Origin of the sequence: Chamaesiphon polymorphus CCALA 037 (assembly GCF_003003845.1) — a bacterium.
In the GTDB taxonomy this organism is placed as follows: Bacteria; Cyanobacteriota; Cyanobacteriia; order Cyanobacteriales; family Chamaesiphonaceae; genus Chamaesiphon; species Chamaesiphon polymorphus.
Genome location: NZ_PVWO01000151.1, coordinates 1 through 11,707, shown reverse-complemented (window position 1 = coordinate 11,707; position 11,707 = coordinate 1). Strand labels below are relative to the sequence as shown.

Here is an 11,707-nt window from a genome sequence, read left to right as displayed (position 1 = left end):
AAAGACTATTCTCCTACTTTTTCAGCAAGCCCTCGGTAGTTGTCAATTATTATTCGGACGCTGACGCCGCCCAAGAAATTGTCGAACAGATCGAAGCTGCTGGTGGCGAAGCCTTTGCAGTTGGCGCGAATGTCGGTAAAGAAGAGGACGTGCGTGCCATGTTCGATCGCATGTTAGAGCGATTTGGGACGATCGATATTTTAGTGAGCAATTCGGGCATCCAAAAAGATGCTGCATTTGTCGATTTGAGTCTCGACGATTGGAATAAGGTAATTGAAACCAATCTTACCGGACAATTCTTGTGCGCGCGCGAAGCTGCCAAGGAGTTTTTGCGACGCGGCGTTCGGCCAGATATTTCGAGCGCGGCGGGTAAGATTATTTGTATGTCTTCAGTTCACCAAGTCATCCCGTGGGCGGGTCATGTCAACTACGCCGCCAGCAAAGGCGGAATCGAGATGATGATGCGGAGTATCGCTCAAGAACTAGCTCCGCATAAGATCCGCGTTAATAGTATCGCCCCTGGCGCGATCGCTACCTCCATCAATCAATCGGCGTGGAATAATCCTGAAGCCAAAGCTAGGTTGCTCGAACTGATTCCCGCCAAACGGATCGGTAATGTAGACGATATCGGCAAAGCCGCTGTCTGGTTGGCGTCTGACGACTCCGATTATGTCACGGGGACGACCCTATTTGTAGATGGGGGTATGACCCTGTATCCAGGATTTGAGGAGAATGGTTGATTCTTTCAGCACAATGGCATAGAAGCTGATTCGATCGATCTCTTCGGGCGTATTTTAAGAAGGTAAGTAGGTAGATGCAATTATTTATAAAAAGATTACGCCTGAAACCTAGATGGTGGGCAGTGCCCACCCTACATGGTATCTTATATTTAATTACGCCCATCTACTTACCGATCGACTCGATCGAGACTGGCAGGAGTCGATCTTGAAGACCTACAATTATCTTGCGCCGCTGCTGAAAAACTTGTAGGTGACTAAAAAGCAAGCAACATTAACAGCCGCGATCGCGAGTGTACCGAGTAGCAAGCCTTTACTAAATCCCTTAACTCTGCGTTTGATCGACCACCGCAACAAAGGTAAAACGTAGATGAGTTGGATCGCGCCGATCGAAAAAACTACCGACATAAACATCGGTGAGAGGGTATTAAATAAGAGGGCGATAAAAATGATTAAAATATCGATCCCAAATACGGTGACGATCCCGGCGATCGCATCACCAACCTGAGAATTTTTGACAATGGGGTTTCTGTGCATAACTGTCTATTAATATAGTGTCTATAGATATCTCCTCCCGCTGTGAGCTGACAAAACTAGGTCAGCAGCAGAGATATCGGCCAGCTACCATACTTCAAGGTGTATGATGTCGTGACGTTATTTCAGTAATCTTACCAGACTACAGCAACCCTATCTAAAGATTTATTTAATAATCAGCCTATTTACTTAAGTTACGTTTTAGTTTTTCAAGTTCTTCATCTGCCTCCCACCGCCGAAATTGCGCATCTAGGGGATCGGCAGAATTGCCGATACTGGTATAATTATTTGCCGATCCCCAGCCGCTATTACTGCTATTGACGGCGGCTTGAGTGCGTGCTGCTTGGGCGGCTGTGGTTTTGGCTTTGACTTCGGCGCGCCGACTTTTAATGGTCTGTAATAGTTCTTGAGCCTTGGCAATACGCTCTTTTAAGCCTTGCATCTTACCCCAGAGTTGATTTCCTTGGGGGAGAAGGGCATTAACGCGCTCTTGGGCGGGTACGGCTAGATCCGATCGTCCGGCGGCGGTCGCTTTCTGGACGCGATCGTACCAGTTTTTGATTTCTTGAGCGGTATTGAGGATTTCTTTTTCGGTTTGTTTTTCTTGCAATCGCAAGTCGATAATCAACTGCTCGGTATCAGCTTCTTGTTCGGCTAGTTGAGCACCAATTACCTGTAGTTCCAAGTGCGGATTTTTACTGAGAAAGTCATCGATCTGACTTTCCAGAAAGCGGTTCATGTCTTCGATTAGACCCATGATTTAGGAGAGGGGATAGGGGGTAGGGCGTTAGGCGTTGGGCTTTAGGCGTTAGGCTTTAGGCTGTTAAGTTGAAAATAGGGGGAATTCAAAATTCGAGCGAGCGTGTGGATGACGATCGTTTCTTTCGATTTTAACCCGTACTCTGATTTTACAGCTCCGTCTAAAGCCTTACTCCTAGAACCTAAAGCCTAAAACCTAAAGCCTAAAGCCTTACTCCTAAAACCTAAAGCCTAAAGCCTAAAACCTAAAGCCTAAAGCCTAAAGCCTAACCCCTAACGCCTAGAATTTTTGACCGACATCGAGCGAGCGGATTTGGCCGCCTTTTTGTTTGATGGTGACTTCGCCTTTGGCCACAGATATTAAAGACCAGTTGCTGGTGCCGATTTGTTGACCGACACGAATGGTTTGGCTTTGACCGTCGATCTGAAAAATAGCCCCAGGGCGATTGTTTTTGTCCAGAGTTTTGACTAGCGCGATCGGGTTGGTGGTAGCAGTTGGGCTAGCAGAGATGGGTGCTGTGACGATCGCGCCAGGGGCGTTGGAAATAGTGGGATTAGCCGCTGGAGTTGTCAAAGCGGGGTCGGCGATGCTGGCAGTGGGTGCGGGCGCAGCAGGAACTCGCTCGGCGGCTTCGATTTTGGCGATCGATTTACGCATATAGTCGGCAAATTGCGCGTCTGTGGGAGAAACTTGCTGAGATTGGAATGGCAGCCAACTAGTATCGATATTGGGCATGTCGATCTTCCGTTCGTTTACCAGCCAAAACAGCAGACTGCCTGCGGCGATGGCGGTGATGCCAATTCCCGATACTGCCATCAGCCAGATCGGGATCGATTTTTTGCGTTTGGGTGCAGCAGTTGGTGGCGTGTCGTCGATCGAGTCCGAAAATGCTGGTTCCTCACCAGTGAAGGATCCTGAGGCTGGATAGTAATGAGAATCGGATTGAGGCGATTGGGTGGGAGGATAGTGGCGGGTAGGATCTGTAGTTTTGCGCTGGGCGCGCTCGATGGCAGATGAGGAGTCGGCTTCGAGATCGCCGCTGAGGAGTTCTTCGATATCGGCAAATAAGCGATCGAGCGATCTATCTGCATGGGCATTGACTTTGCTCAAAATGTCGCTTTGGCGTCTATCCTGCGGCGAACCTGGGGCTGGAACTGCGGGGTTTTGGTTAGTCATTTTTCGGGTGTTGGGGTGACTAGGGATTAGTTTACCTCAATCTAATTCGCCTAGATGGGAGGATTTTACTGCATTCGATCGATCGTCCGATATTGAATGGCTTCGGCGATGTGCGGGGGTTCGATCTGGTCGGCATTTGCCAGATCGGCGATGGTTCTGGCAACTTTAATAATGCGATCGCTCGCGCGTGCTGACAATCCTAACTTGCGAATGGCTGTTTCTAATAATTGACGACTATTATCGTCGAGCGGACACCAGGTGCGCAATTCTCGACTTTGCATCTGGGCATTGCAGACGATGCCCGGAGCAGATGCAAAGCGCGCTCTGGCTTTGTCGCGCGCCGCTTGAACGCGGGGGCGCACTGTGGCGGAATTTTCGCCTGTGGGTCGATCGGTAATTTCCTCTGGTTTGAGGCGATTTACGGCGACTTGGAGGTCGATCCGATCCATCAGGGGGCCAGATAGTTTTGCCCAATAAGTCTCTCGCTGGCGGGGATTGCAGGTGCAAGCCTGAATCGTATCTCCATAATAACCGCAGGGACATGGATTGGTGCTGGCGACGAGGGTAAATTGGGCGGGGAAGGAGACAGATTGACGGGTGCGGGAGATGGTGACGTGTCCGTCTTCTAATGGTTGGCGCAAAAATTCCAGGACATCGCGTTTGAATTCAGTTAATTCGTCGAGAAATAAGACGCCGCGATGGGCGAGGGAAATTTCTCCAGGACGGGGAAACGAGCCACCACCAACGAGTGCAGGCCCCGAAGCGGAGTGGTGGGGACTGCGATACGGTCGATCGCAAACCAGAAAGCCGCGTTCTTTGAGTAAGCCAGCGACAGAGTGAATTTGAGTAACTTCGATCGCTTCGTCAAAGCTCAATGGCGGGAGAATTCCGGGCAACCGCCGCGCGAGCATCGTTTTACCACTCCCTGGAGGGCCGACAAAAATCAAATTGTGCCCGCCTGCTGCGGCAATTTCCAGGGCGCGACGGGCGTGAGATTGGCCTTTGACGTCGTGGAGATCGGCACAATCTAGCTGGGGTTGGGCGAGTTTGCCCGTGACATCGACTTTAACAGGCTCGAACCGATCGGGATTGTTGAGGAAGGATGCAACTTCAGCCAGATCTCGCAAGCCATAGACTTGTAAGCCTTGCACCACCGCCGCTTCGCACGCATTCGCGGCGGGTACTACCAGTCCGGTAATGCCCATTTTTTGCGCCGCAGCCGCGATCGAGAGGACGCCTGCAACAGCGCGTAAACTGCCATCTAAGGACAGTTCGCCCAAAAATAGATAATCCCCTAACAACTCGCCGCTCACCTGGTCTGAGGCGGCCAGGATGCCCACACAGATGGGTAAATCGAAACTGGGGCCTTCCTTCCGCAGGTCTGCGGGCGTCAAATTAATGGTGATACGCCGGATGGGATAGGCAAACCCCGCATTTTTAATCGCTGTTTTGACGCGCTCTTTACTCTCTTGGACGGCCACATCTGGCAAACCGACGACGGTAATTCCGGGCAAGCCGTTGGCAACATCGACTTCGACACCTACTTTTACTGCCTCGATGCCGATAATGGTCGCACTCCAAACTCTAGCTAACACAGCGAATTTTCCCGTTACTCTTGGATGGTTTTGCTTAGTTAACCATGAGACGGATGTCGTGCGTAACGATCGAATGTCGGAATTTGGAGAGTTGGGAGTTGGCAGTTGGGAGTTGGCAGTTGGCAGTTGGGAGTTACTGGGTGGTTAATTTGGCGAAGGGGATCGCATCTGTGGAAACAAGTCTGCTAGTGTAAATTTTTATGTTAAGTTTTGATTAGTGCTGTATGTATCAAAAAATTGCAGCTTAGGACATTTAGCTAAAATTAATTGCGCTTTTCCTCCCAACTCCCAACTCCCAACTCCCAACTATGAACCTGTCTGCACTAATCCTGATTGCCCTCGCCGTTGGCATGATGTTTGGGACTGTTTTAAATACTACATTTCCGCTGGCGATCGTGCCGCTCGATCGATATCTGTTAGCACCGATTGGCGCGGGATTTTTACGGATCATTCAGTTTGTCGTGGTGCCATTGATCTTCTCATCCTTGATTCTGGGTGTCAATCGGATTCAGGGGACGGGGCAAGTGGGGCGATATGTATTGAAGCTGATGACTTGTTATGTAGTGACGAGTACGATCTCGCTGTGCATTGGGATGGCGGTAGCGGTGGTTTTGCAACCTGGGGCGGGGGTGACGGGGTTTGAGATTCCAGCGGTGACTGATGCTCCAGTGACACTAGACCCGATCGATTGGTTGCTGAGTCTGATTCCGACTAATCCTTTGGGCGCGCTCAGTAGTGGTAATTTGTTACAAGTAATTATTTCGGCGGCTTTATTTGGGACGGGAATTCAGATGGCTCAAGCGCAAGCCAAGCCATTTGTCGAGCTATTAGAAAGTATTTATGTAATTAGTGAAAAAGTCCTATCGGTAATTTTATATGTTGCCCCGATCGGCGTATTTGCCTTGATTAGTTCGACGATCGCCACTCAAGGCTTGGGGCTGATCGTGCGCTTGTCTTGGTATGTACTGGGGCTATTTATTGCCACGCTAATTATGGCGGGTTTTTATCTAGTTGTATTGACAATTATTAAAGCCGAACCTGGAAAATTTTTTCGCAGTCTAATTCCGTCTTTCTTTCTCGGATTTGGCACGGCTAGCTCTAATGCCGTGTTGCCGATGGTCTTGCAAAATATGCAAGAAGGCTATGGATTGCGATCGGAAATTGCCAGTTTTGCGCTGCCATTAGGTACGGCATTAAAACGCGATGGGGCAACGATTTTACAAGGATTTAATGCAATTTTCATCGCCCAAATTTATCACGTACCGCTGACGCCATCGTTATTATTTTCGATCGGATTGAGTAGTTTCTTGGTTTCATTTTGCACCCCTGGCGTACCGGGTTCGGCGTTAATTACGATGGCGACGGTATTATCGGCGGCGGGATTGCCATTAGAAGGGATTGCCATTGTCGCAGGAATCGATCGATTGACGGATGGATTTAAGACCGTGTTAAATGTAGTCGGCAACAGTACCAATGCCATTCTCCTCAGTCTGTGGGAACCAGCTCCCGCATCGCATACACCAGAATTGGTGGTAGCTCCAATTCGCGAACGCGTCTAGGAAAGAGACTTTAATTTGGACGAGCTGGATTGCTCTTGTTGGCGCGATCGATTATTTCTCGATCGTGCCAATAATATTTAGGAGACTATTGGCGATCGATCGAAAGGGGGGATGAGTAGCATTTGCTAGTCATCCCCCAATAGATAGATGCTCTACAGAGCGAGTTTTGATATTCTCAGCAAGAATAGAAATGTGTTTACCGAGTAACAGGGGTTTAAACCCAATTCTCAATTCTCAATTCTCAATTCTCAATTCTCAATTAATTTACCAGTTAGCTTTCAGTATTTAGTGCCGATTTAGCCAAGAGATTCTCTAACCTGTCGGCAGACCAGTATTCTGAAGGATAAGCGACAGCCGAGATCGAGGCTAACCTAACTACCCACGTCACCCGTTGGAAGATATATTCCGATGATTCGTCATCGCTACCAGGAACCAAAATCAGTACCTCCACAAAATCGCGATCGATTCCAATCGGAATCCCGAAGTAACTTTTGTCGCGGGTTTCAAACCAAACTTTAATCCCGTCTTGCATTGCAGCTTTCAAGCGTTGGTACAAGAGACTAGATTCTTTGACTTCAGACTTTTTGGCCATAGTTACGCTCGATATCTAGGTAAAATATTAATACGCACAGTCAATCCGCGACCTTCCCAAGCACTATTTACGCGATCGCTGTCTGCCTAGCCAGTCATTATATATCCTGACGCTCCACAAACAATCAGCTTGTCAAGTCGCAAAATACGAATCGCTTCACATTTTATACCAGCCCCTCAATGCGTTACAGTTAATAAAGATACTGACGTTTGCAACCCGATCTATGCAGACTATTGTGGCTGCCAAATCGTCGATCTCCACACCCTAAATTAACTAAAATTATGCTATCCAACCTCTTTGGTGGTAAAAAATTAACTATTCCCGCGCCAGCAGATGCCCTACCAGGCAGAGCGGAAAAGATGGCTATTCCTGCCAAGCATTTTGTCAATGGCAATCCATTAGCACCCCCATACCCCGATAACATGGAAAAAGCGATGTTTGGGATGGGTTGTTTTTGGGGTGCCGAACGTAAATTCTGGCAACTGCCAGCAGGCGTCTATATTACCGCTGTGGGCTATGCCGCAGGCAGCACCCCGAATCCTACATACCAAGAGGTTTGCAGTGGTTTGACGGGGCATAATGAGGTGGTACTGGTAGTATTCGATCCCGCAGTCATCACTTATCAACAACTGCTCAAAGTCTTCTGGGAAAACCACAATCCGACTCAAGGAATGCGCCAAGGCAACGATGCGGGTACGCAGTATCGATCGGGTATCTATTGTTACTCCGATAGTCAGATGCAACTAGCACAGGCTTCTCAGGTAGCTTATCAAGCGGCTCTAAACAGTGCTGGACATAAAGAGATTACCACCGAGATTTTAGCCGCACCGGAATTTTATTACGCCGAAGCCTATCACCAACAATATTTAGCCAAGAATCCTGGCGGTTATTGCGGATTGGGCGGGACGAATGTTTGTATGCCAGACAATTTGTCGGTGGCGAGTTAGGCTAAAGCTAAATTTGTACGTCTACGCCGTAGCTGGAGGATATCCAAAAGCGGCGTTTTTATATTTCCGGTCTTGTCTGTTACAAGTCTCTAATCTCTATCCTTTAAATGCTTCAACCATCCGCCGCCCCAGAATTATTTGCTGCCCACATTACTCCATTTAACGAGCGGCTGGAATCTCCGCTAGTCAAACAACCGATAACGATCCTGCAAGTAAATCTAGGCAAACGTTGCAACCTCGCCTGTAGCCATTGTCATGTAGATGCTAGTCCCCATCGTACCGAGGAAATGTCCGATCGGATTGCCAATAAAGTTATCGAACTAATCCAGACATTTCCCCAACTCAAAACAGTCGATCTTACGGGCGGTGCGCCAGAACTCCTCAATGGTTTCAAACCGATTTTAGAAACAGCAGTTAATACTGGCAAACAAGCGATCGTGCGTTCCAATCTCACGATCTATTTTGTGCCCGGTTATGAGGATATCCCAGAATATTGCGCCAAACATCGCGCGCGCATCGTCGCTTCATTGCCATGCTATTTAGCAGATAATGTCGATAAAATGCGCGGACAGGGAGTATTTGATGCTTCGATGCGCGCACTGCAATGGTTAAATCGGTTGGGCTATGGTAGCGATCCACAGTTACAACTAGATTTAGTATATAATCCCCAAATTCCGACATCGACAAATTTTAGATTGACACCCGATTCGGTAGCTCTAGAACGAGATTATAAAATGTTCTTTAAAGAACATTTTGATGTGTATTTTAATAATCTTTTGACCATCACCAATCTCCCGATCGGTCGCACTAAGTTTCAATTAGAGCAGCACCAACTCACCCTACCTTATTTACAGTTCCTAGAGTCGCATTACAACCCTAGGACGGTAGCAAAAGTTATGTGTCGCGACCAACTATCGATCGATTATTTGGGGAATGTTTATGATTGCGATTTCAATCAGATGACAAATCTGCCAGCTCTAACTAAAAATGGTGAAATTCTAACCATCGATCGATTATTAGCCGCAGGTACGCTAGATTTAATCGACGAAATTCAAACCAAAACTTATTGTTATGGTTGTACGGCTGGAGCGGGTTCTAGTTGTGGCGGTGCTTTGGTATAATCATCTCGAACCCCGCAGGTAAAATTTTAGAAGAGGTTATCGATCGGATCGATCCATCCCCTTACCCCTTACCCCCTGTCGATAAGATTAAATTATCACCATAAGTATAGGAGAGCCGAGCGAGCTGGAAACTTTAATCCGATCGATAGATGACCCAATCTTAATTAATAGTAAAAATTAATATATACCCCGATCGCCCGCTCGGATCTGCACCAGGATTTGAGTGTATTTATACTGTATTTAATCTAGGCTTAGTTACGATGCAGCCTTACGCTCGCGCTAAGATTGTTGTTATCATCAGGAGTTTAGTCACAACATAACTGCAATCTAATTAAGGCGATCGCTGCCAATCTTATCAATTATCATGACAAACACGATAAATAACTCAATCCTAAATATTTTACTAGTCGAAGATGATGAAGTAGATGTGATGAACGTGCAAAGAGCTTTTGAAGTTGGAAAAATCACTAGCCCTTTGTATGTTGCTGGCAATGGGATCGAGGCTTTAGAAATGTTACGTGGTAAACCCGGACAACCCTCTGTCGTCCCTCCAGATCGGCGACTTATTTTACTAGACTTGAATATGCCCAAAATGAATGGGCTAAGATTTTTACAGGAATTGCGAGCGGATGAAATGCTCAAGCACATTCCAGTCGTAGTATTTGCTGCGTCTAATGAAGAAAGCGATAAGATCGAAACCTACGGTTTAAACGTTGCTGGTTACATCCATAAGCCCACAAAATTTACAGATTTTGTCGAGCTTTTAGTTGCCATCAACGACTATTGGAAATTGTGCGAAATGAACTAGTAGTCTACGGCGTAAATCCTAGTATTATTTTGTCAAGAGTTGGGAGTTGGGAGTTGGGAGAGAGTATTGGCAATGGTTGCTTTACTTATGCCATCTCGTACTAGCAACTTGGGTTACTAGTTACAGTATGAATATCGGAGGTATCGATCGCTAATTAGCTCCTTTTACTAGCCGCGATCGGATTGAATCATCCTCAATGCTAATAATACTTGTCCGGTAGATACCATTTGTCCGGGCGTACAGTAAACAATCTCGATCGATCCTGTTTCCTCGGCTTCGATCGTCATTTCCATTTTCATCGCCTCCAGAATTACTAGTTTATCGCCTGGATTTACGAGATCTCCTGGCTTCACTAAAACTTGCCACACATTGGCAGTCAAATGTGCGATAACTGGCGTACAGTTCGGTGGTAAATCTAGAGTTGGTGCGGATAGAGTAGTCTCTGGTTCTATGGCTTGTCTGGTGAATTCGCCAGCGGCTGTCCAGGCATTTCTTTCGGCTTGAAATGCCGCTTGTTGGGTATTTTTAAACCTAGCAATATCATCCGCATTATCGGCGAGAAATTGCTGATATGCAGATAGACTAAATGTTGTTTCTTCAATCTCTAATTTTACCCGTCCATAAATCAGATCTTCTCGATATTGTAAGAGTTCTGATGGCGAAACTGGGAAATATCTAATTTGGTCGAAGAAGCGTAATAACCACGGTTTGGTGAAGTCTAACGTCTGAAGATAACGATTCCAAATCGGCACGGTACGACCGACAAATTGATAACCACCAGGGCCTTCCATGCCGTAGATACACATATATGCACCGCCGATACCGACAGCATTTTCGGGCGTCCAAGTGCGGGCGGGATTGTATTTAGTTGTGACTAGACGATGGCGCGGATCGATCGGAGTAGCTACGGGCGCGCCTAAATAAACATCGCCCAATCCTAAGACCAAATAACTAGCGGCGAAGATAATTTCGCGCACGGATTCGATCGAATCTAAACCATTAATTCTCCGAATAAATTCGATATTACTCGGACACCACGGCGCATCGTCGCGCACGGATTGCATATATTTGTCGATCGCCAGTCGGGTCGAGTCATCATCCCAAGACAGGGGTAAATGCACGATGCGGGTGGGTACGGTTAACTCGTCGATATTCGGTAAATTCGATCGAGCGAGCGTTAATAAATCTAGCAATTCGCGTTCGGGTAAGATGCGGCTATCGTAGTGAATTTGCAGCGATCGAATACCAGGAGTTAAGTCAATAATTCCCGCGATCGGATTCACTTTGAGCCATTCCATTAAGGCATGAATCTGGAATCGCAAATTGAGATCGAGAACCAATTCGCCATATTCAATTAATAGATATTTATCACCCGATCGACGGTAAGTAGTGAGGCGATCGCTAGTAGGTAATTTATCTACCAACAATACTCGATCTGGCTCGGCATCTCTTACTTCAGGGACGAGGGATTCAAGCTCCCGATCTTGGGCGAGTTCTAGCGCATTGGCTCGCTCGATCGACATTGGTTGAAATCGAATTTTATCGCCCGGTTTGAGTTGCCCAATTTTCCATAATTCTGCTTGCACGATCGTTGCGGGGCAAACGAAACCGCCCAAACTAGGGCCATCGTGGGCGAGAATAATCGGCATATCCCCCGTAAAATCCACAGTCCCGATCGCATAAGCATTATCGTGAATATTAGAAGGATGCAAGCCCGCCTCACCACCATCTGTCCGCGCCCAGACTGGTTTGGGGCCGATCAGGCGAATTCCCGTTCTGGCTGAATTGTGATGTATTTCCCAATCCGTGGCAAAAAACATCTCGATATCTTCAGGCGTAAAGAAATCCGGCGCACCGTGCGGGCCATAAATTACCCCG

The 11,707-nt window shown here is 47.3% G+C and carries 11 protein-coding genes; 5 read left to right on the top strand and 6 right to left on the bottom strand.

What is annotated here, in order from left to right:
• The coding region (locus C7B77_RS13300; protein ID WP_106305359.1) for an SDR family oxidoreductase at positions 1 to 740 on the top strand (740 nt) is incomplete at its 5' end.
• Positions 741 to 959: 219 nt separating this feature from the next.
• Here C7B77_RS13300 and C7B77_RS13295 read toward each other — a convergent pair.
• The 4 genes from C7B77_RS13295 to C7B77_RS13280 all read right to left on the bottom strand — a co-directional run bounded on the left by C7B77_RS13295 (position 960) and on the right by C7B77_RS13280 (position 4,802).
• The gene (locus C7B77_RS13295) at positions 960 to 1,274 is read right to left on the bottom strand and encodes a hypothetical protein (protein ID WP_106305356.1); all 315 of its coding nucleotides are present in this window, start codon (positions 1,272 to 1,274) and stop codon (positions 960 to 962) included.
• 178 nt (positions 1,275 to 1,452) lie between these two features.
• Positions 1,453 to 2,028, bottom strand: a complete 576-nt coding sequence (locus C7B77_RS13290; protein ID WP_106305353.1) for a TIGR04376 family protein — start codon at positions 2,026 to 2,028, stop codon at positions 1,453 to 1,455.
• Positions 2,029 to 2,310: 282 nt separating this feature from the next.
• Complete coding sequence (locus C7B77_RS13285) at positions 2,311 to 3,207, bottom strand: hypothetical protein (protein ID WP_106305350.1); 897 nt, start codon at positions 3,205 to 3,207, stop codon at positions 2,311 to 2,313.
• A 65-nt stretch (positions 3,208 to 3,272) separates the two neighbouring features.
• Entirely contained in the window at positions 3,273 to 4,802 is a 1,530-nt protein-coding gene (locus C7B77_RS13280; RefSeq protein WP_106305347.1) for a YifB family Mg chelatase-like AAA ATPase, read from the bottom strand.
• Positions 4,803 to 5,110: 308 nt separating this feature from the next.
• Between C7B77_RS13280 and C7B77_RS13275 the strand changes: the two genes are divergently transcribed.
• A complete protein-coding gene (locus tag C7B77_RS13275; RefSeq protein WP_106305344.1) occupies positions 5,111 to 6,361 on the top strand; it encodes a dicarboxylate/amino acid:cation symporter in 1,251 nt (416 codons plus the stop codon).
• Between the two features lie 271 nt (positions 6,362 to 6,632).
• Here the strand turns inward: C7B77_RS13275 and C7B77_RS13270 are convergent, their stop codons facing one another.
• Positions 6,633 to 6,953 (bottom strand): hypothetical protein, encoded by a 321-nt coding sequence (locus tag C7B77_RS13270; protein WP_106305342.1) that lies wholly within the window; start codon positions 6,951 to 6,953, stop codon positions 6,633 to 6,635.
• Positions 6,954 to 7,234: 281 nt separating this feature from the next.
• Here C7B77_RS13270 and msrA point away from each other — a divergent pair, with 281 nt between their 5' ends.
• From msrA to C7B77_RS13255, 3 genes are all read left to right on the top strand, one after another.
• Positions 7,235 to 7,900, top strand: a complete 666-nt coding sequence (gene msrA, locus C7B77_RS13265) for a peptide-methionine (S)-S-oxide reductase MsrA (protein WP_106305339.1) — start codon at positions 7,235 to 7,237, stop codon at positions 7,898 to 7,900.
• A gap of 107 nt (positions 7,901 to 8,007) precedes the next feature.
• Complete coding sequence (gene arsS / locus C7B77_RS13260) at positions 8,008 to 9,021, top strand: arsenosugar biosynthesis radical SAM (seleno)protein ArsS (RefSeq protein ID WP_106305336.1); 1,014 nt, start codon at positions 8,008 to 8,010, stop codon at positions 9,019 to 9,021.
• A 364-nt stretch (positions 9,022 to 9,385) separates the two neighbouring features.
• The gene (locus tag C7B77_RS13255) at positions 9,386 to 9,829 is read left to right on the top strand and encodes a response regulator (RefSeq protein ID WP_219892137.1); all 444 of its coding nucleotides are present in this window, start codon (positions 9,386 to 9,388) and stop codon (positions 9,827 to 9,829) included.
• A gap of 167 nt (positions 9,830 to 9,996) precedes the next feature.
• On the opposite strand, the gene C7B77_RS13250 is transcribed toward C7B77_RS13255, so the two are convergent.
• Positions 9,997 to 11,707: carboxyltransferase domain-containing protein (locus tag C7B77_RS13250; protein WP_146138309.1), on the bottom strand; the 1,711-nt coding region annotated here is incomplete at its 5' end.

Coding starts and splice junctions, on each gene's coding strand:
- C7B77_RS13285 (WP_106305350.1), bottom strand. CDS start 3,207: ATGACTAACCAAAACCCCGCAGTTCCAGCCCCAGGTTCGCCGCAGGAT.
- arsS (WP_106305336.1), top strand. CDS start 8,008: ATGCTTCAACCATCCGCCGCCCCAGAATTATTTGCTGCCCACATTACT.
- C7B77_RS13270 (WP_106305342.1), bottom strand. CDS start 6,953: ATGGCCAAAAAGTCTGAAGTCAAAGAATCTAGTCTCTTGTACCAACGC.
- C7B77_RS13275 (WP_106305344.1), top strand. CDS start 5,111: ATGAACCTGTCTGCACTAATCCTGATTGCCCTCGCCGTTGGCATGATG.
- msrA (WP_106305339.1), top strand. CDS start 7,235: ATGCTATCCAACCTCTTTGGTGGTAAAAAATTAACTATTCCCGCGCCA.
- C7B77_RS13255 (WP_219892137.1), top strand. CDS start 9,386: ATGACAAACACGATAAATAACTCAATCCTAAATATTTTACTAGTCGAA.
- C7B77_RS13290 (WP_106305353.1), bottom strand. CDS start 2,028: ATGGGTCTAATCGAAGACATGAACCGCTTTCTGGAAAGTCAGATCGAT.
- C7B77_RS13295 (WP_106305356.1), bottom strand. CDS start 1,274: ATGCACAGAAACCCCATTGTCAAAAATTCTCAGGTTGGTGATGCGATC.